20 protein-coding genes, 1 pseudogene and 1 riboswitch are annotated in these 21,370 nt (G+C 35.0%); of the genes and pseudogenes, 16 read left to right on the forward strand and 5 right to left on the reverse strand.

The genetic code is table 11. The features are described from left to right. The first annotated feature begins 14 nt into the window (after nt 1-14). The 3 genes from FFM61_RS08145 (at nt 15) to uvrB (ending at nt 4,071) form a co-directional block, all read left to right on the forward strand. On the forward strand, nt 15-1,208 hold the full coding sequence (locus tag FFM61_RS08145; RefSeq protein ID WP_074426978.1) for a CamS family sex pheromone protein: 1,194 nt from the start codon (nt 15-17) through the stop codon (nt 1,206-1,208). A gap of 100 nt (nt 1,209-1,308) precedes the next feature. Beyond that, complete coding sequence (locus FFM61_RS08150; protein WP_074426979.1) at nt 1,309-1,944, forward strand: YfbR-like 5'-deoxynucleotidase; 636 nt, start codon at nt 1,309-1,311, stop codon at nt 1,942-1,944. A 111-nt stretch (nt 1,945-2,055) separates the two neighbouring features. After that, on the forward strand, nt 2,056-4,071 hold the full coding sequence (gene uvrB / locus FFM61_RS08155; RefSeq protein ID WP_074426980.1) for an excinuclease ABC subunit UvrB: 2,016 nt from the start codon (nt 2,056-2,058) through the stop codon (nt 4,069-4,071). A gap of 96 nt (nt 4,072-4,167) precedes the next feature. Here the strand turns inward: uvrB and FFM61_RS08160 are convergent, their stop codons facing one another. Together FFM61_RS08160 and FFM61_RS08165 are read right to left on the reverse strand one after the other, a co-directional pair. Further along, entirely contained in the window at nt 4,168-4,422 is a 255-nt protein-coding gene (locus FFM61_RS08160) for a hypothetical protein (protein WP_083194421.1), read from the reverse strand. 2 nt (nt 4,423-4,424) lie between these two features. Further along, on the reverse strand, nt 4,425-4,850 hold the full coding sequence (locus FFM61_RS08165; RefSeq protein ID WP_074426981.1) for an HIT family protein: 426 nt from the start codon (nt 4,848-4,850) through the stop codon (nt 4,425-4,427). A gap of 119 nt (nt 4,851-4,969) precedes the next feature. Between FFM61_RS08165 and FFM61_RS08170 the strand changes: the two genes are divergently transcribed. The 3 genes and pseudogenes from FFM61_RS08170 (at nt 4,970) to trmB (ending at nt 7,413) form a co-directional block, all read left to right on the forward strand. Beyond that, the gene (locus FFM61_RS08170) at nt 4,970-5,668 is read left to right on the forward strand and encodes an ABC transporter ATP-binding protein (protein ID WP_074426982.1); all 699 of its coding nucleotides are present in this window, start codon (nt 4,970-4,972) and stop codon (nt 5,666-5,668) included. Nucleotides 5,669-5,673: 5 nt separating this feature from the next. Beyond that, nucleotides 5,674-6,767 (forward strand): annotated as a pseudogene (locus FFM61_RS08175) (ABC transporter permease). Continuing rightward, entirely contained in the window at nt 6,751-7,413 is a 663-nt protein-coding gene (gene trmB / locus FFM61_RS08180; RefSeq protein ID WP_074426984.1) for a tRNA (guanosine(46)-N7)-methyltransferase TrmB, read from the forward strand. The pseudogene FFM61_RS08175 and the gene trmB overlap by 17 nt, the downstream one beginning before the upstream one ends. A gap of 88 nt (nt 7,414-7,501) precedes the next feature. On the opposite strand, the gene FFM61_RS08185 is transcribed toward trmB, so the two are convergent. Further along, nucleotides 7,502-7,927, reverse strand: a complete 426-nt coding sequence (locus tag FFM61_RS08185; RefSeq protein ID WP_074426985.1) for a DUF2507 domain-containing protein — start codon at nt 7,925-7,927, stop codon at nt 7,502-7,504. Between the two features lie 107 nt (nt 7,928-8,034). Between FFM61_RS08185 and FFM61_RS08190 the strand changes: the two genes are divergently transcribed. From FFM61_RS08190 to FFM61_RS08225, 8 genes are all read left to right on the forward strand, one after another. Further along, the gene (locus tag FFM61_RS08190; protein WP_074426986.1) at nt 8,035-8,931 is read left to right on the forward strand and encodes an ADP-ribosylglycohydrolase family protein; all 897 of its coding nucleotides are present in this window, start codon (nt 8,035-8,037) and stop codon (nt 8,929-8,931) included. A gap of 75 nt (nt 8,932-9,006) precedes the next feature. Then, a complete protein-coding gene (locus FFM61_RS08195) occupies nt 9,007-9,954 on the forward strand; it encodes an AEC family transporter (protein WP_074426987.1) in 948 nt (315 codons plus the stop codon). A gap of 187 nt (nt 9,955-10,141) precedes the next feature. Continuing rightward, nucleotides 10,142-11,560 (forward strand): Sapep family Mn(2+)-dependent dipeptidase, encoded by a 1,419-nt coding sequence (locus FFM61_RS08200; protein ID WP_074426988.1) that lies wholly within the window; start codon nt 10,142-10,144, stop codon nt 11,558-11,560. A gap of 50 nt (nt 11,561-11,610) precedes the next feature. Further along, nucleotides 11,611-11,708: riboswitch (TPP riboswitch) on the forward strand. 45 nt (nt 11,709-11,753) lie between these two features. Next, nucleotides 11,754-12,569 (forward strand): bifunctional hydroxymethylpyrimidine kinase/phosphomethylpyrimidine kinase, encoded by an 816-nt coding sequence (gene thiD, locus FFM61_RS08205; protein ID WP_074427028.1) that lies wholly within the window; start codon nt 11,754-11,756, stop codon nt 12,567-12,569. Then, entirely contained in the window at nt 12,569-13,189 is a 621-nt protein-coding gene (locus tag FFM61_RS08210) for a TenA family protein (protein ID WP_074426989.1), read from the forward strand. The genes thiD and FFM61_RS08210 overlap by 1 nt, the downstream gene beginning before the upstream one ends. 58 nt (nt 13,190-13,247) lie before the next feature. Then, complete coding sequence (locus FFM61_RS08215) at nt 13,248-13,547, forward strand: MTH1187 family thiamine-binding protein (protein ID WP_074426990.1); 300 nt, start codon at nt 13,248-13,250, stop codon at nt 13,545-13,547. Between the two features lie 173 nt (nt 13,548-13,720). Further along, nucleotides 13,721-14,995, forward strand: coding sequence for an OFA family MFS transporter (locus FFM61_RS08220; protein WP_074426991.1), 1,275 nt, complete (start codon nt 13,721-13,723; stop codon nt 14,993-14,995). A 390-nt stretch (nt 14,996-15,385) separates the two neighbouring features. After that, a complete protein-coding gene (locus FFM61_RS08225; protein WP_306452591.1) occupies nt 15,386-15,964 on the forward strand; it encodes a TraX family protein in 579 nt (192 codons plus the stop codon). A 78-nt stretch (nt 15,965-16,042) separates the two neighbouring features. Here FFM61_RS08225 and FFM61_RS08230 read toward each other — a convergent pair whose 3' ends face one another. Both FFM61_RS08230 and FFM61_RS08235 read right to left on the reverse strand, forming a co-directional pair. Then, nucleotides 16,043-17,728, reverse strand: coding sequence for a glycoside hydrolase family 13 protein (locus FFM61_RS08230; RefSeq protein ID WP_074426992.1), 1,686 nt, complete (start codon nt 17,726-17,728; stop codon nt 16,043-16,045). Nucleotides 17,729-17,791: 63 nt separating this feature from the next. Further along, entirely contained in the window at nt 17,792-19,165 is a 1,374-nt protein-coding gene (locus FFM61_RS08235) for an SLC45 family MFS transporter (protein WP_074426993.1), read from the reverse strand. Nucleotides 19,166-19,364: 199 nt separating this feature from the next. Between FFM61_RS08235 and FFM61_RS08240 the strand changes: the two genes are divergently transcribed. Further along, a complete protein-coding gene (locus FFM61_RS08240) occupies nt 19,365-20,366 on the forward strand; it encodes a LacI family DNA-binding transcriptional regulator (RefSeq protein WP_074426994.1) in 1,002 nt (333 codons plus the stop codon). A 20-nt stretch (nt 20,367-20,386) separates the two neighbouring features. Beyond that, a partial coding sequence (locus FFM61_RS08245) for an MFS transporter (RefSeq protein ID WP_137604626.1) occupies nt 20,387-21,370 on the forward strand: 984 nt, incomplete at its 3' end.

A 21,370-nucleotide genomic window follows, 5' to 3' on the forward strand; every position in this document is an offset into this window, starting at 1 on the left:
AAAGGAGAACACGTATGCGTGCAGTAAAATGGATTTCCTCAATTGTTGCTGTTATTGTGCTGATTTCGGCATTAGTTTTCTTTGGGAATTTCTTCTCTAAGAATTCTTCTTCTGTTTCAAACACACATAATAATAAAACAGCACCTGCAACAACAAAGTCAAATTCAAAAAAAGGGATTCAAGTAACTAGTAAAAATGACAACTCATCTTATCAAACCGTCATTAAGGACGGACGTTATCTAACTAGTAAAGCGCGTGGTGTTACAGCATCACAAGAAAGTAATACTTTTAATCAAGTTAGTTTTGAAGATGGCTTACTAAATTTTTCAAAAGAACATTTTAGTACGTCAAAGTATATTTTCCAAGAGGGGCAATTTTTAACAACTAATCAAGCTAATGAGTGGTTAAGTCGTCAGTCTGATGATAATAAAGACGGATTAAACCCTCGTGATAATGGTAAATTTAATAATGAACGTAATCCAATTTACCTACAAAGTATTGAAGAACAAGACTTCATGACTAAAGAAGGTAACAATCTTAAACTGCATGGCATTGTCCTTGGTCTAGCAATGAACACGCAAGACACCTATCAAAAAGAACAATACGGCGCAAACTTTACGCAAGACATCAGTAAGGATGATCGAATTCAGCAAGGGCAGCGTATGGCTGATGAAATCGTTAAACGTTACCGTAATATAAATGGTATTAATCGTGACACACCAATTTATGTTGTCATGTATGCACAAGCAAAAGATGACTCATTAGCAGGTGGTAATTTTTATAGTTGGAATGTTTCAAAAACAGGTGATAGCTTAAGTAATTGGACTAATATCGATAATCAAACGGTTGTTTTGCCAATGCAAGAAAGTACAACTGATGACAAATCTGTTAGTGCCAAGCTTAATTCAAGTTTTGTTAACTTTTCAAACAATATTGAAGGTTTCTTTCCTAACTTGTCTTCTGTTACAGGACAAGCCTCATATGATGGTAATAATTTAAAAGGATTGATTATATCAGTTTCTACACAATTCTATTCAGCAACTGAAATTGAAAGTTTTGCTAATTATATTGCACAAAGCGCACCAAACTACTTACCTAGTGGTGTACCTATTAAAATTAAAATTGAAGCATCCACAGGCATGCAAGCTTACTTAACTAAGAGTGCTGATAGCGATAAATATAAAGTTACTATTTTGGGTTCATATTAATGTAAGAAAAAGTCACAGAAATGTGGCTTTTTTTCTTGCATTTCTATACATAGACACGTAATATGATTAAAATGTTTATTTTATTAGGAGGAATAAATCAATGGGAATGCATCAATATTTATCTGGTCTAAATGAGTTAGAAATGATTTCACGCGCACCAGGATATTTTAAATATCAACCACACTCAGTTGCTGCCCATTCGTGGAAAGTTACTCAGGCAGCGCAGTTTCTTGGGGACATCGAAGAGGCTAGTGGTAATGAGGTTGATTGGCGTATGTTATATGAAAAGGCGCTAAATCATGATATTACAGAACGTTTTATTGGTGATATCCGAACTCCTGTTAAATATGCATCTGCTACATTACGTCATATGTTAGCTGACGTTGAAGACACTTTGTCTGACAACTTTATCCGTACAGAAATCCCCAAAGAACTACAAGCTGTATATACGCGTCGTTTACACGAAGGAAAAGATGACACGTTAGAAGGGCGTATTTTATCTGTTGCTGACAAAGTGGACTTATTATATGAAGCATTCGGTGAATTACAAAAAGGTAATCCAGAACCTGTATTTACTGAAATATATAAGGAAAGTTTGGAAACAATTTTTGCTTTCCGTGACTTACCAAGTGTTGCATATTTCATTAAGGAAGTCTTGCCTGAACTGTTAAATGAACAGTTTCCAGGATCTGAAAGATTACAACGTATTTATATTGGTATTTTTAATGCTGATTAATAGCTATCTTGTTATATAATAACGTTGACTACACAATTCATAATAAAAAGGCAGCTGAAACACTATTTACCGCCTCAGCTGCTCTTTTTATTTTAAGGGAGGATAGACTTAATGATCACTCGTCATGAAGATAATAAATATGAGTTAAAATCTAAGTATCAGCCTACTGGTGATCAACCTAAGGCGATTACAAAATTGATTAATGGTTTAAGTAACGGGATAAAAGAACAAATTTTGCTTGGTGCTACCGGAACAGGAAAAACGTTTACTATTTCCAATGTTATTGCCCAAGCAAATAAACCTGTATTAGTTTTATCACACAATAAAACTTTAGCAGGCCAATTATATGGTGAGTTCAAAGAATTCTTTCCAAACAATGCGGTTGAATATTTCGTTTCATATTATGACTATTATCAGCCTGAAGCTTATGTGCCTTCATCTGATACATATATTGAAAAGGATTCTTCAATTAATGATGAAATTGATAAGTTACGTAATTCAGCAACAGCATCTCTATTGGCCCGCAATGACACCATTGTGGTTGCATCAGTATCATCTATTTTTGGATTGGGTAGTCCAGAACAATACCACGACCACGTAATCAACGTAAGAGTAGGTGACATATTAGAAAGAAATGATTTAATGCATCGGTTAATTGATATTCAATTTCAGCGTAACGATATTGATTTTCAACGTGGTCGTTTTCGGGCACGAGGTGATGTATTAGAAGTATTCCCAGCTTCTTCTGATGCTAAAGCTTTACGTATTGAATTCTTTGGTGACGAAGTTGATCGCATTAGAGAAATCGATTCATTAACAGGGGAAGTGACAGCTGAATTAGATTTAGCAACAATTTTTCCGGCAACGCACTTTATGACTAACGAAGATATTCGTGCACGTGCGCTAAAAACTATACAAGCTGAACTAGATGATCAATTAAAACATCTTGAAGCTGAGGGTAAGTTACTTGAGGCACAACGTCTAAAACAACGTACTGAATACGATATTGAAATGATTCGTGAAATGGGCTTTACAACTGGTATTGAAAATTATTCACGTCATATGGATGGACGCGAACCTGGTGAACCACCGTTCACGCTACTAGATTTTTTCCCTGATGATTTCATTATTATTGTAGATGAATCGCACGTAACAATGCCTCAAGTACGTGGTATGTACAAGGGGGATCGGGCGCGAAAGGAAACTTTGATTAATTATGGATTCCGTCTACCATCAGCATTAGATAACCGGCCTTTACGTTTAGAAGAATTTGAAAAACATGTCAATCAAATTATTTACATGTCTGCAACTCCTGGTGATTATGAAAATGAACGTGTTGTGGCAGACAATGTTGCGCAACAAATCATTCGACCAACCGGATTATTAGATCCTGACATCGAGGTTCGTCCAGTAATGGGGCAAATTGACAATCTAATTGGTGAAATTAATCAACGTGTTGACCGGCAAGAACGTGTTTTCATAACAACATTAACTAAAAAAATGGCTGAAGATTTGACCGATTATTTAGAGGATGTTGGTATTAAAGTTAAATATCTACATTCAGATATCAAAACATTAGAACGGACAGAAATTATTCGTGATTTACGAATTGGTAAATTTGATGTACTAATTGGTATTAATTTGTTGCGTGAAGGAATTGACGTTCCTGAGGTATCATTAATCGCAATTCTTGATGCCGATAAGGAAGGATTTTTACGTAATACACGTTCATTAATTCAGACAATCGGTCGTGCTGCTCGAAACGAAAATGGACACGTCATTATGTATGCAGATACTGTCACAGCCTCTATGAAAGCAGCGATGGACGAAACAGCTCGTCGTCGCCATATTCAAATGCAATATAATGCAGATCATAACATTGTGCCCCACACCATCAAAAAAGATATTCGTGATTTAATTGCAATTAGTCATGGTGTAGATAATAAAGATGACAACGAGGGGAGCTTTACTGAAGTTGCCTTTAAGGATATGGCTCGAGATGACCAAGAAGCGATGCTGGCCAATTTAGAGGATCAAATGCGTGCTGCTGCTAAACGTCTTGACTTTGAAGATGCTGCTAATTTACGTGATACAGTTATGGAATTAAAATTACAGATTGGTAAATAAAAAAGTATTGTTATTAGTGAGTTCGCTGTTCTTATCAGACAATCGTCTGATAAGAATGGCGTCTTTTTACTAATAACAATACTTCTAATTGATGCGTTACTTTTTCTTTTTTGGAAAATTTTCTAATGTTTTTTGAATATGTTCTTGTGCTTCACTGATTCTATCTAAATGTGGTTTATTTTTAAAATTTAATTTATTAACTTGAATTTGTAAGTCATCAACTAGTTTATTGATATTAGCCATCGAATCTTGAATATCTGCAATTGATTTTTTGAGATTATCAACAGCATCTTTTTCAGATTGAATGGCATCTTTCACATTATGAAAACGATTCTTTGCTCTTTCAAACATAATTAATCCTTTTTAAATTGATCAGCAATTTTTTGCGCACGTGCTTGATAAATTTGTTCTGTCATATCATCTGTATGATCTAATACAGGGATATCAAAACCATCATCTTCATAACGGGGTAACAAATGGAAGTGCGAATGAAATACTGACTGACCAGCGTACTCACCATTGTTATTGATAATATTTAATCCCACGATGTGCTTATCACTAGCCTTAATAGCTTGCGCAATTTTTGGTAAAACACCCAAAACTTGCGCTGCCAATTCATCATCATATTCAAAAATATCAGCAACATGCTTTTTAGGAACAACTAATGTATGTCCAGGTGTTGCTTGAGTTAAATCTAGGAATGCTAGTACATTATCATCTTCATATACTTTGTATGAGGGTATGCTACCATCAATAATTTTATCAAATATATCTGACATATTTATATTCCTCCTCTAATTAACTTCATTATACATTTAATTAGAGTTTCTGTCTGGTATAAATATATGGTTATTTTTTGTTAAAATAGAGTAAACGATAAGAAATACAGGTAATTATTATGAGTTTAAAAGTTAACAATTTATCAGGTGGCTATGGCCAATTAACTGTCTTAAGAGATATTAGTTTCACTGTACCTAATGGTACTCTAACTGCGCTAGTTGGGCTTAACGGGTCTGGAAAGTCAACGACCATTAATCATATTATTGGATTATTAAATCCTAAACAGGGGACCATTACATTAAACGATTGCTTATTGACACAACAACCAATTGCCTACAAGGCACAAATTGCCTACATTCCTGAACAACCCGTTGTTTATGAGGAATTAACCCTTAAAGAACATTTATCATTAACCATGGCAACTTATCATCTTGATGAAAAAATTGCTTGGGAACAAGCCGATAAACTTCTGAAAATATTTCGTTTAGAGGATAAATTAAACTGGTTTCCAACACATTTTTCAAAAGGTATGCGCCAAAAGGTAATGATTGTTATGGCTTTTATTACTGATGCAAAACTATTCATTATTGATGAACCTTTTTTGGGGCTTGATGTCATCGCTGTCAATGATTTACTTACTCTAATTGATGAACGCAAAAAACAGGGTGTGGCATTCTTACTAACAACTCACGTTCTACATACAATTGAAAAACATGCTGATCAATTTGTTTATTTGAAAGATGGTCAGGTCGCTGCACAAGGGAAAATGGTAGATTTTACATCCCTCGTACCAGAACTAACTGTAGGTGAGGGCTAGACATTATGAAACTAACTCATTTATTCAAGTACCGTTTCAATAACCGTTGGCAAATATATTTTAAATATCTCCGCTATGTCTTTAATGATCATGCCGTATTGGCATTATTTTTCTTGCTTGGTGCAGCTGGTCTAGCTTATCAATCATTATGGCAAACAGCTGTCATTAATTTATGGACACAAACAATATTAATCTTCATTATTTTATTAACTCTGATAATTTTTAAAGAACCTGCTAATTTTACAAAGCCTGCTGATGCAACAGCACTTTTAGGTGATGAAAAATCTTTTAGACACATGGTCAAACAAGCCACTTATTACAGTATGCTTATTAATGGTGTTGTAGAAGGGGGACTTATTTTAATCCTTTGGCCAATGCTTTTTAGATTATTCACGCATTCAATTTTAATATTGATCTACTTGACATTTTTGTTGATTTTTTTAAAAATTCTATTAACGTACGGTATTGTGCGACGAAACATCCGATTTGAAAATCAAAATAATTCTAGATTAATTAATTGGCGCCGTTTGATTTCTGCTGAAGAAAACCATCAATTTGTTGTGTTATCATTTTATAATTTATTTATTGATGTCCCGGGTATTACACCAAAGGTTAAACGTCAAAAATGGGCCAACCTGCTGATTAAGTACTGGCCAGAAAAAAAAGAATTACCATTAACAAAGCTTTTTGTTACAGCTTTTATACGAAGTTATGGCTACGACTAACACTGATTGGCGTTGGTGCTGCCTGGTTTACAACTGGATGGTTACAAACTATTCTATTGATGATTTTACTGTACTTACTAGTCCTTCAATTAATGCCACTCTACGAAGTTCATCAACACGTAGTCTTTAATTTTTTATATCCAATTACATATAAAAAAAGACTGAAAGCATTCCAGTTTGCTATCTTGCCTTGGATTGTGGTAACACTAATTATCTGGTTACTTGTTGTATTTCTAACCAGTTTTAACGTTAATTTGTTAATACAAAACATTTTAAGTCTTGTCCTATTAGGGTGCATTTTGGTATTCTGGTATACGGAACAAAAAATCACTAGAAACACACAAAGGAGACACACTCGTGCGTTTACGAAATAAAAAATGGGCTCAACCTTGGTTAGAAAACCATACCGATCTTGTCATTGATCAAGAGCATGCTGTTGCCCTCAAAGATAATTGGCAAGACTTGTTTGCAAAAAAACAACCTTTACAAATTGAAATTGGAACTGGAAAAGGCCAATTTATTATTGGTATGGCTAAAAAGTATCCTGAAATTAATTTTATTGGTATGGAAATTCAAGAAGCTGCCATCGCTGTTGCAGCTCGAAAAGCTGATGAAGATGAAACATCATTACCAAACTTGAAATTCATTTATGGCGATGGGGCTGGTGTAGATACTTATTTTGCTAAAGGCGAAATAAGCAAACTATTCCTTAATTTTTCTGATCCATGGCCTAAAACTCGTCATGAAACTCGTCGTTTAACTTATAAAAGCTTCCTAAAGAGCTATCAAGCTGTCTTACCAGCAGGTGGTGAAATTGAATTTAAAACGGATAATCGTGGCCTTTTTGAGTATTCATTATATTCATTTGCAAATTATGGTATTAAATTTGATCCCACTGGTATTTCATTAAATTTACATGAAGATGCCGATTTAATGGCCAATAATGTCGAAACTGAATATGAAGAAAAATTCTCAGCTAAAGGTTTCCCTATTTACAAATTTACGGGCTCATTTAATTAACTAATTATAGTAAAACAAAAAAACACCGGATTAATACCGGGCATTTCAAGCCCTAATATTAACCCGGTGCTTTTTTATAGCCTCCAAATTATTCAGGTAAGGTTACTGGCATTTCAGTAACGACACGAATTGTAACGCTTGTCTTCGTTTTTGACCATTCTGCTTCAGTGCCGCATTCACTTAATTGTTGTATTTGTTGTGCTAAAAATCCTGTTTCCAATGAGAAACTCGCATCCAGATTATTTTCTAAACGTTCTTCGATAACAGGTCCATCTAATACCCAAGTTTGTTCAATTGATTTTTGATTGATTTTCGTTAGATTACCAAAACCAGCTGAGAAAAAGAAACGTTGTATGTCAGCAGTACTAATTAATTTAAGTTTCATTGCCAGTGATTTACCAGCCCAATAAATAATTTCAGATTCATCATTTTGTAATAATTCAGGTAACAAATAATCGCGCAATAAGATCAAAGAAAAGTTATCAAACTCTTGGTTTTGTATGGATTCTGTCATAATTTACTCCTTTTTTCATTCACAAACAATTATAGTGTATTCATAGGTTATTTGCCAATAGTTTACATGAGTGTTACAATAAAAATCTTGAAAGGATGGCACGTTACATGGTTTTACCGTATAATCCCCTAAATAATAGTACACTTGGTTTAGTTACTGGTGATTTGATGGCACAACAAGTTGATGGTCATGACACATCTTGGAGTGGCGACTCTGCGTTGACATTAGCAACAATTAGCAGCTTGTCACATGGTTACAGTTTAACCGATTTGATGGATCGATATTTAGACTGGTATCAATCTGGTGAATATACTAATCCGAATAAACGACCCAAAAAAGTTGGCGAAACAACATTTTTCGCCTTAAATAAATATGCACATACCAAAGATCCATTTAATTCAGGCGGTCGTGACATAGCTGATAATGGCAACGGGGCTTTAATGCATATTACACCCGTAATTTTATACCTTCGCGCCAAGTATGGTGAAGATTTTATTTTGCATGATCCAGCTATGTTAGTTTTGCATCAAGTTACTGGGTTAACGCATAATCATCCCCAATCATTGATTGCTAGTGGTATTTATGCCTTAATCATTAATAACTTATTACAAAATATTACACCCGTAGAAGCTGTTGATTTGGCAGTTAGCAGTTCTTATGAGTATTATGCACAACACAAAATTTTTGTAGAACACTTATCCGCGTTTCAAGGATTAAATAAACCTGATTTAAAAAGTGTTGCGCCAAATTCATTGCGGACATCAGGCTATGTAGTAGATACCTTAGAAGCAGCAATTTGGGTTATTCTTAATAGTGATAACTTTAAAGAGGCATTATCATTGGCTAAATCTTTACCTGGTGAGCCTAAACGCATTATGCCATTAGTTGGTGCATTAGCAGGTGTTTTATATCATCAAGAACTTATTGAAGGTATTGATAATCCTATATTTAATCCTGTGCTAAAAGTACTTAAGATAGCTGAACAAAGTCATAATTTCAATTAATCATTAATATAAAGTTGGCTTATAACCATCTTTTTTTAAATTTATATTGTTAGGAAAGAAGGTATCAATAATCTAATGGACGCATTAGTTAGTAGTATTACCGGTGTTTTAATGATTTTAGGTTTAGTTGCTCTGGGCTTTTTTTTGGTCAAAGGGGGCATATTTAACGATGATGACGGGCGCATCAGCAACTTTTTGTCTGGTTTCATTACCAAAGTTGCAATGCCTGCGTACCTGATTGTACACATTCCAAAAGACTTTACACCTAAAACATTGATAGCAATGGGGGGCAATTTATTTTTTCCCATTGCTAGTATGCTGTTATTACTAGTCTTATCGTTTTTTATTGTCAAGTTAATCCACGTAGATCCCAAACATAAAGGATTATTTCAGTCATTATTGTTTAACTCCAATACAATTACAGTCGGCTTACCGGTAAATATGGCCTTATTCGGTACAAAAAGTCTGCCATATATTTTAATTTATTATATGGCGAATACGACTATTTTTTGGACTATTGGTGTTTATATGATTTCTATCGATGGTAATCATAACAAACACTTTAATTGGCGTGAGACTTTATCAGGTATCTTCAATCCACCAATGGTTGCGCTAGTCGTTTCATTAGCATTTGTATTCTTAAACATTAAATTACCAGCTTTCTTGGTTACAGATTTAACTGAATTAGGTGACACTAATGTCCCATTAGCGCTTATCTTTATTGGTTTTGCAATTGCCAAAACACCTCGTCAAGACTTGTTACCTAATCTAGAAACAATCACCTTATCTTTAAGTCGATTTGTTTTAGCACCCCTAACAATGGCCTTGATTATGATTCCTTTTGATTTGCCTGTCTTACTAAAACAAGTATTCATTGTACAAGCAGCGATGCCTGCGATGACTAACGCTGCTATCATGGCGTTACATTATAATGCTGACTATAAATTTGCTTCTATTACTATCACCCAAACAACTTTATTAATGTTAGTCGTTATTCCAATCATTATGTTTATCATTACGTAATTTACATTGATTACTCCGTGGTTGCTCTGTCATGAGCAACCTTTTTTTATACAACATAAGATATAATATACACTTTTATGCATATTTAACCTTATTTAATCTTTTTATCTAACATATATTGCATATTTTTACATTTATTGCTAGTATGATGATAACATCATTAAATATTTTGGGGAGGATTCTCATAATGAATACAATACAAACGCAACCTTACTATGAAGACTGGTTAAAAGACTTAAAAAATTTACTAACAATTCCATCTGTTCGTGATGATGTGCTATCTTCTATAGATGCACCTTATGGTCCAGGACCAAAGGCTGCCCTAGATTTCATGATGTCTATTGCTGAGCGTGATGGCTTTAAAAATATCGGTACTGTAGGAAACAGAGCTGGTTTTATCTATATTGGTCCAGACAATGACACACAACCAATTGGTGTCATCGTCCATGTTGATGTGGTTCCCGTTAATGATCATGATCAATGGCAAACTGAACCATTTACACCAACGGTTAAAACTGATAACCATATATATGCACGCGGTGCTGATGATATGAAATCAGCAGTTATGTTAACGTATTATGCAATTAAAGCTATTCAAGATGCAAAAATACCATTGAAACATCAAATTTGGTTTATCATTGGTACCGATGAAGAAAGTGAATGGGCTGATATGCACCAATATTTTTCAGAAGAGGGGCCATTACATTACGGATTTTCTCCTGATGGTTCAGCTAATTTATCATATGGTGAAAAAGGTATTAGTCAGTTAGATTTATTCTTTGATTCTTCAAATAGTGATGATAATCCGGTACAACTTTTAAATTTCCATAGTGGTACTACAACCAATGTACTACCTGGTTTTGCAACTGCAACAGTTGCAGGTATTGATGTTGCAACTTTACAACCACTGTATAACCACTATCTTAAAGAGTCCAACTTATCAGGTGATATTAGTGTTGTAGATGATTTTGTAACACTTAACTTACAAGGTATTGCTACTCATGCTGCTCGACCTGAAACTGGTAAAAATGCTGCCACCTTTTTAGCTCATTTTTTAAACAACTTTGATTTTAGTGGCAATGCAGCTAAGTTTTTGCAATTTATTGGCCAGACTTTACATGAAGATCCATTTGGTGAAAAATCAGGATATGGTAAAGCAGAACCGAAATTAGGTAAAACTAGTCAAAATATCGGCATTACAGATTTCGTTTCAACAAAAATCGGCCATATTAATCTAAATTTCCGTTATTCATTAGCCTTTGATGAAACCAAAACCATTGAACAAATATTACATCATGAACCATGGTTATCTAAAATAACACGTGATCCGGCAGGCTTAACACCGCATTATGTTGGTCAAGATAATAAATTGGTTACCTTATTAGCACAAGCATACCAATCAATTACAGGTGAATTACCAACGCAAGGTGTTAATGGTGGGGCTTCATTTGGCCGTTTAATGCCCAATGGCGTCGGATTTGGTATTATCCCAACATCTGAACCTTCGCTAGCTCACCAAGCTAACGAATCATTTAACTTAGACAATTATGATACAGGTATGCGTCTTTTAATTGCAGAAATACTAGCGCTAACGAATAACTTATAATTAACATTGACCCACATTAAAACCCATGTCATACTATAGATAATAGTTAAATAATTTACTAGGGGAGCTTTTTGCTGAGACGATTTATTATCGGACCCTTTGAACCTGTTTAGTTAGTGCTAACGAAGGAAAGTAATGGTAAAATGCGATTTAAAACACAGAGACCAGAGATTTCCTGGTAGCTGTGTTTTTTTTGTCATATTTTGGAGGAAATCATGTTAGAAGTACCACAAGTTATTACGGCGGTGCCGGCATTAATGCTGATTTAAAAACTTTTCATAATCAACAGGTATATGCCGCAACGATTGTTGTTGGCTTAACTGCCCAAAACACATATGGTGTCCAGGACCAATATGCAATTCCAACATCTTTTATCAGTGAACAGTTTAAAAGTATTGCTAATGATCTAAACATCAAAGCTGCAAAAACAGGGGCATTATTAGATGCAAAACGAGTTCATATTGTTGCTAAAGAATGGCAGCAATATGAACTCGGGAAACTAGTAATTGATCCTGTTATGGTGGCTAAAGGTGGGGCTCATTTATTAAGTGATGAGGCCATCTTGACAATGATCAACGAGTTAATTCCCCAAGCATACTTAATCACACCAAATTTACCTGAAGCACAAGTACTAGTTAATCAAACCATCAAAACCGATAATGATGTTCAACAAGCTGCTAAAAAAATTCAAAAAATGGGCGTTAGGAACGTCTTAATTAAAGGTGGGCATCGTAGTAATTCTGAAAACAACTATGCTGATTATATTTTATACGAAGACGGATCTTTTAAATGGTTCGTCATGCCCGGTGTTGATACTAACCGCACACATGGCACGGGTGATACCTTATCAGCCTTTATTACAGCCAATTTAGCTAAAGGTTATGATCTTAAAATGATTATGCCACAAGCTAAAAAGTTTACTTATGAAGCCATTCGGCAAACAATTAATGTTGGCCATGGTCACGGACCATTAAATCATTGGGTCGAAATAACCATGGAGCGTGACTAATGAATTTTCACAATTATTTATTAAAACAAGCCGAACCAATATTAAATGATATTTATCAATCAGCATTCGTAAAGGGCATCGGTTTTGATAATTTATCACAGCAACAACGTGACTATTATGTTGCACAAGATAGTTATTATACAGATGAATTTAGCCATTTATTTGATTTGACGTTTACCAAATTAACGACAAAACAGCAAAATAATCAACCGCAAACTTTAGATGAAACCGTAGCACATGATGCTTTACTAGCTAGTCCAAATATACTTAATATCCCACCAGATGATCATAACTTAGCTTATTTAAACCATATGAAAACAGAAATTATGACTGGTGACGCAACTAATGCAATGTTAGCACTATTGCCATGTACTGAATCATATCACCTCATTGGTAAACGCTATTTAAACGCAATTGCTCATAATACTTATTTACCTTGGTTAGAGTACTATACGAGCTCAGCATACCAGGCTTTTACACAATGGAGTTGGGAAGTTATTGATTCTCAGATACCTGATTGGCAAAAAGTATCAATCAGTGACCAAAAACATTATTTAAATACTTATTTAACTTCGTATCAGTTTGAATTATCATTTTGGGAACATACTGCTCAACATTAAATGATGCGATGAATGATATAATAAAAATACGTTAATTATAAAAAAGGAGAAAATTTAAATGAATACATTAATTTCAGTTGCAATTGCCCCATTTGGTGTTGGTGATGAATTAAGCAGTTATGTTGATGAAATCATTGGCGTTATTGAAACCTCTGGTTTAACTTATAAAACAACAGCTATGGGAACAGAAATTGAAGGTGAATGGACTGATGTGATGAGTACAGTTCAAAAAGCGATTGAAACATTAACTAATAAAGGTATTCGTGCTTATGTTTCTTTAAATGCTGATATTCGTCCAGGTCATACAAATACGATTGAAACCAAACTACAAAAGATTAATCATAAATTAGAAGGTTAAAAATTTTTTCAGGAGCCCGCATATTATGTATATTATTTTACAATAATATTAAAATTCCACTTTTTTACCCTTTTTTTATAGACAAATCCCAAATATGGCACTATATTAGTATACGTAAACTCTTACACATTAGCGTGTGCAATTATTTTATGGGTTTAGGAGATTTTTTTATTATGCAAACTACAGTGCCGTCATCAAAGGGGCAGCCAAAAGTTGTTAATCGTTGGCTAGTCATCTTTGGTACTATTCTTGTGCAATTGGGTGTGGGAACTTTTTATGCGTGGAGTATTTTTAATACCCCAATATTACAAATGTTTGATCAACTAGTTATTGATGTTAAAACGGGTAATCCTGCTGCCGTTCAACCTCATCTAGGTTCAATTTCGCTTATTTTTTCAATCGGAGCATTATCCCTATCATTATCAACAATTTTTGTGGGTACTTTAGTTAAAAAATTTGGTGTTCGTAAGGTTACGATTGCAGCAGGAATTGTATTTGGATTAGCAACGATCATTGCATCAAGAGTTAATTCAGCAGATCAATTATGGTTATATTATGCTTCTGTCGGTGTTATGCTAGGGGCTGCTGATGGAATTGCTTATATGGCAACTCTTTCAAATGCCATTAAGTGGTTCCCTGAAAAAACAGGTGTCATTTCAGGTATTTCAGTTGCTTTCTATGGTTTGGGTTCATTTATTTTTAAATATATTGATTCAGCTATTTTAGGAAATGACCTTGTCAAAAACTTACCTTATGCCTTAATTGGTTGGGGTGTGTTGTCAATGCTATTAATTGTTGGTGGTGCAATGCTTATTCATGATGCACCTGATGTTGCATCAGATAACGCTGTTGATGATCCAACACATCACGAATTCACAACACGTGAAATGCTTCGTACGCCACAAGCTTACCTGTTATTTATTGCCTTGTTAACAATTTCTTTGTCAGTTTACCTAACTGGAATCGCAGCTAACTTGGGAACTAACTTAGCTGGCTTAGACATCGTACAAGCAACTAATATTGTTGCATTGGTTGCAATTGCTAATACTGTTGGGCGTTTCGTAATTGGCTCATTATCTGATAAATTCGGTCGTAAGCCAATGTTTATTCTTTCATATGTCGTCACATTTATTGCGGTCGCAACATTAGCATTTAGTAGTCATTTGAGCGTTCCTGTATTCTATGCAGCGATGATGGCAGTTGGTTTCTTCTTTGGTGGAACGATTACGGTTTATCCAACAATGGCTGGTGATTACTTTGGTCTAAAGAATCACAGTCAAAATTATTCTTTGATTTATCAAGGATTTGGATTTGGAAGTTTAGCTGGTGCTGTTATTCTTTCATTAGCTGGTGGAAATCTATCCGTCGTATTTAACGTTTATCTTGTAATGTTGGTTATTTCATTACTAATCTGGGTATTCATTAAAAAGCCAGTTTACCGCAAATAATTAATTTATAGATACTCTATATCAAACGTGAAAAATCGTAAAATTGACTAGAATAAAAAGCTATCTTTTGAAAAAAGGGTAGCTTTTTTTATGTTATTTTTTGTATAATATCATTTGTGATAAGCATTGATCCAAAATAATTATTTTAAATGATATTCGAATAGGAGATTTTTTATGTCAACACAAACGCAAAAAGGGCATTTGTTACAATTAACAACCTTTGATATCAAAGTTATTGGTTTAATTTTAATGGTCGTGGATCATTTTCATTAAACATTTGCGCCATTAGGTGTACCTAATTGGCTAGATTGGTTTGGTCGTCCAGTCGCAACCCTGTTCTTTTTTACAACTGTCATTGGATTTTCGTACACACACAGTAAAAAGGGCTACATGATTCGCTTATACATCAGTATGGTTGTGATGGCGATTTTAATGAATCTAACGCAACAGATTATTGGCTTCGAACAAGTACAACTAATTAATAATATTTTCCGTGATTTATTCATTGGAACAATTTTTATGGCTGGTGTGGATCAATTTGAAAAAGTTAAGCACGGGCAGAAGGGTAAACATATCGCACTTGGTATTTTACTATTCTTAGTACCATTTTTATTATCTGTTATTATGCTACCGCTTATGTCAGCAACTGGTTCAACTAGTCAAATGTTGTTTATGCAGATTTTACTTGCGCTAAATCCAGCAATTTTACTCGCTGAAAATGGATTTATGGTACTACTAATTCCTGTATTATATATTTTCCGTAATGTCCGTTGGGCACAATTATTGAGCATAGCTGTTGTTGCTGTTATTTATGGTTTAATGGGATTGACACAATGGATGATGATATTTGCGATTATTCCAATCGCTTTGTATAGTGGGGCAAAAGGACGTGGTATGAAGTATTTCTTCTACATTTTCTATCCAGCACACATCATTATTCTATATGCAATTGCCGCATGGCTTTATTAATATAGTTCTACAATAAAAAGAGAGAAGCAGCACACGACATTCTGTCATGTGCTGCTTCTCTTTTTTAAACACTATTATTTATTTTGTATAACGGTAAACTTTTGCTTCAAATGGACGCAAAGTCGAACCTTGATCATCCTTGTAATTACTGATTAATACTTCAGCATTTTCAGGGACATCGTACTCACGTATTTGTTCATTTTCTGTAAAGTTATTAATAACTAATAATTCTTCGTCATCACCAACACGCTTATAAGCGTAAACCTCAGCATCTTCTGGATCCAGCAATTCGTAATGACCCGTTGTGATAATTGGTAGTTCATGACGCAATTGAATCAACTTTTGGTAGTAGTAGAACACTGAATCTTCATCGGCTAACGCAGCTTCAACATTGATTGTATCGAAGTTGTTATTCATCTTCAACCAAGGTGTAGCATCAGTAAAGCCTGCATTCTTACCATCATTCCATTGCATTGGGGTACGTGCATTATCACGACCCTTGTAGTGAACGTAACGTAGCAAGGTATCATCATCAATCAAATGTTCCTTATTAACTAGGTACTCACGAGCATTCAAGATTTCAATATCATTAAAATCATCCCAACCTAAGTTGTAAGCATTTGTCATACCAATTTCTTCACCTTGATAAATATAAGGTGTTCCTTGCATGAAATGTAGGAGGGTAGCTGCCATTTTAGCTGATACAACACGGAATTCAGGCTTGTCACTTCCATAACGGCTAACTGCACGTGGTTGATCGTGATTATTCCAATATAGAGAATTCCATGCTTTACCATCTAATTCATATTGCCACTTACTTAGGTTTTCCTTTAGCTTAGGCAACGAAACGCGTTGATCGTACCACTTACCTAAGGCATCATTTGGATTACCATCTAATTCAACATGCTCAAATTGGAAAACCATGTTTAATTCTGATCCATCACTAATAGCATATTGCTTAGCATTTTCAATATCAACACCAGATGCTTCACCAACTGTCATCATATCAGCATTATTCAACACCTTATCACGCATTTCTTGCAGATATTGGTGAACACGAGGGCCATTAGCAACAGCATGATTTGAATTACCGTATACATCGCCTTCAGGACCTTTTCCATCAGGGTAACCATCTGGCTTAGAAATCAAAGAGATAACGTCCATACGGAAACCGTCAATTCCTTTATCAACCCACCAATTCATCATGTCCCAAATTGTATCACGCAACTTTGGGTTTTCCCAATTTAAATCAGGCTGTCCTTCAGCAAATAGGTGTAAGTAGTATTGACCTGTTGCTTCATCGAACTTCCAGGCTGAACCTGAGAAGAATGAACCCCAATTATTTGGTTCATGACCATCAACTGGATCACGCCAAATATAGAAGTCACGCTTGTCACTATCTTTACTTGAACGACTTTCAATAAACCATTGATGTTGGTCAGAAGAGTGGTTAACTACCAAATCCATCACAATTTTTAGACCACGATCATGTGCCCCTGCAAGTAGGTGATCAAATTGTGCCATATCACCAAATTCAGGGTTAATGCTTTGATAATCAGAAATATCATAACCATTATCTTTATTAGGTGAATTATAAACTGGGTTCAACCAGATAACATCAGCACCTAACTTTTTAACATAATCCAAATGTTGTTCAACACCCTTTAAATCACCGATACCGTCATTATTGGTATCTTGGAATGAGCGAGGGTAGATTTGATATACAACTGCTTTTTGCCACCACTTAATGTTTTCTTCTGTCATTACGACCTCCTATAAAATCACTGTATTAATAAACTATTTTTATACTATATAACGTAACATTGGTTAAACATCATCACGAACAAGCCAAATTGCCAAACCACCAATAAAGAAGGCAATAGCGGCAATAATAAACATTTTAGCCATTGAACCACCAAGTGCTGGCAAAATCAAGAAACTAACTGAAGATGCCACAATTTGAGGGATACAAATAAAGCAGTTAAACAATCCTAGGACAATACCATCATGCTTACCATCCAATGCATTTGTCAAAATTGTAAATGGAATTGTAATTAAAGCAATCCAAGCAATTCCAAACAAGGCAAAGGCAACGATTGAAGACAACTTAGTTGTGCCAAATGCAATCATCAAAAATCCGATTCCACCTAAAATCAAACTAACTGTATATGCAGGACGACGTGTCTTTTTAGTAAGTCGTGCAAAGAATAGGCCAACAATAATAGCGACAACTGAATAAACGGCTTGCACAATTCCAAACCAATTACCAGCTTCTTGATACCCTGCTGAAGCAGGATCAGTTACGTGCCAAATATTTTCAGCCAAAGCACCAGTAGAGTAGGTCCACATATATGGAATAGCAAACCAAACGAAGAATTCAACAATACCTAGTAACCAAAATACCTTTGGTGCACTACGTAAAACATTCATAATTGATGCTTTTTCATTTTGTTCTTCCTTAGAAATGTTATGGTATTTAGCCATTTCTTCAGGAGTGTATTCTTTAACATTTTTAATTGTAAAGATAGCTGATAATGCCAAAATAATTGCTGAAGCATAGAATGAAATTTTAACAGACATTGGTACTTCACCACGTGGCGCAGTATTTGCAACACCTGAAACAGTTAAGATAAATGGGAATACAAAGGCAACCAAACTACCTAAACTTCCCCAAACATTTTGCATTGACCACAATGAATTTGATTGCTTCTCGTTAGCCATATCAGGAATAATCATCTTGAATGGTTGTTGAGAAACGTTTGATGCTAAATCCATAAACAATACTGTCACAGCACCAAACCAAAGGGCTGCAGCTGATCCAAATCCAAATCCAAATGAACCAGCATTAGGCAATAGTAACATGACAATAAATGATACTAATGTACCACCAATTAGATAAGGCATACGACGACCAAATTTTGGTAACCAAGTCTTATCAGAAAAGTATCCAACTAGTGGTTGCATAATCATTCCTGCCAAAGGTGGTAGGATGAAAAAGAATCCCAAATTATTCGGATCTGCACCAATTGTTTGAAAAATACGACCCATACTTCCAGTCTGCATTGAAAAGGCAATCTGAGTTCCAAAGTAGCCAAATGTCATCATAAACATTTGTAATTTTGATAGGTCAGGTAACCGATGTTTAACAGACTGTGCCACAGTGCTTTGTGACACATTTACATCTTTAGTTTGATTATCCATTCGAAAATCCCCTCATATTCTAAAAATCCATCAAATCTCCAAACGTTTATTGCAAACGTTTACGCAATTTATTGTAAGCGTTTGCAATAAAAATGTCAACTGCGCATTTTCTTTATAAATCGCTAACCTCATTAACGACTTTTCTAGTAAAGTCAGTGTATAATAATACCAATAACATTATTTAATATAGGGGTTACATATGGCAGTTACACTAAAAGATGTCGCACGGGCAGCAAATTTATCAGTTGCTTCTGTATCAAGAATTCTCACTAATCGTGGTCGCTACAGTGAAACTACTGCAAAACGGGTAAGACAACTTGCCCAAGAAATGGGTTACTTTAAAAATCAAAGCGCAGCAGACTTAGCTAGTAAAACAAGTCGGGCTGTAGGGGTAGTTGTGCCTTTAATTCACACAACTTTTGGTGATGAAGTTATTAAAGGGTTATATGAAGCGACCATGTCATCGGGCTACGAATTACTAATTACATATATTGATGACGATGAGGAACATCAAACACAAGTTTTTAACACATTATTAACTCGACAGGTGGGGGCAGTATTTTTGTTATCACTTGATATTCCTGAATGGTTAATGGATCAATTAGCAGCCGAAAACATTACAGTTATCTCACTAACCACTATTTTGAATGACCGTATCTCTGCAGTTACATCAAACGAGTTTACAATGATGGACACGTTAGTAGATTATTTAATAAAAAAAGGGCATACTAATATTGCATTAATTGGAGATACAAAATTGACGACAAATATTTCGAGTGGCCGTCGTCGCAATTTTATCAAGTCAATGAAACAACACCAATTGACAGCCGAAAATACATTTTTCTATGGTGAAGACCACAGTTATGAAACAGGGTATCGTAGTGTCACAGAAGGGTATGACATCAATGCATTGCCGTTTACTGCAGCGATAGCTACAGCTGATCTTGTTGGTATCGGACTTATTAATGCTATGCACGATGCTAATAAAATTGTTCCAAAAGAGCTTTCAATTACCACGATTGATGGTATGCAATTAACCGAGATTAGTCGACCAGGGCTAACGACCATTCAACAAAATTTTACTGAAATTGGCCGTATTGCTATGAACTTGTTTATCAAAAATAATATTGATAAACAACAGAAAATCATTTACGTGCCTGCTAAATTAGTTGAACGTGAAAGTGTCGCAACACTTAAATAAACATACAAAAGGGGGGATTAATGGTTTCAATACTTCTACCAGTCATATACATCACTTTTATCAGTTTAGGATTACCCGATTCATTGATTGGATCGGCCTGGCCAGTTATGCACGAAAGTTTAAATGTGCCGGTTTCATATGCCGGCATTATTACCATGACGATTTCAGTTGGTACCGTCATCTCTAGTCTTGCATCTGGTGTTTTAATTAGAAAGTTTCGAACTAGCACAATTACAGCAATCAGTGCTCTGTTAACCGCAGTTGCTTTAATTGGTTTTTCTCTAACCAATTCGTTTACAATAATTTGGTTATTAGCATTGCCATACGGTTTAGGTGCCGGTGCGATCGATGCAACGTTAAATAACTATGTTGCGATTCATTATGCGTCTAAACATATGAGTTGGTTACATGCTTTTTGGGGAATCGGTGCTTCAATGAGTCCATATATCATGGGATTTGCATTGACCAATCAACATAATTGGCAGTTAGGTTACAAAATAATCGGAATTATTCAGCTTATCATCACGATCATTATCGTAATAAGTTTTCCGCAGTGGCGTAAAGTAGCACATAAACAACAAGAACCCTCGACAACAGACGATTTAGCAGAAGCCATAACAACTTCAACGAACCATTCCATACGTAAAACCACAGGAGTCATACCAGCACTATTGACTTTTATTGCATATGCCGCTGTTGAGCAAACCAGCGGATTATGGGCAAGTACTTTTTTTGTTTCGTCGCGTCATATTAGTGTTGATATTGCAGCAATGTTTGCATTATTATTTTATATTGGTATTACCATTGGCCGCTTAGCGTCAGGTTTTGTCGCTGATTACTTTAATGACAAACAACTAATTCGTTTTGGGATGATTGGTGCTCTATTCGGTACAATATTATTGTTTATACCGTTCCAAATTACCGCATTAATTGGATTATTAATCATTGGTCTTGGTTGTGCACCAATTTTTCCATCACTAATTCATGCAACGCCAACAACATTT

It is taken from the genome of Weissella hellenica, assembly GCF_005405545.1.
GTDB classification, from domain to species: Bacteria; Bacillota; Bacilli; order Lactobacillales; family Lactobacillaceae; genus Weissella; species Weissella hellenica.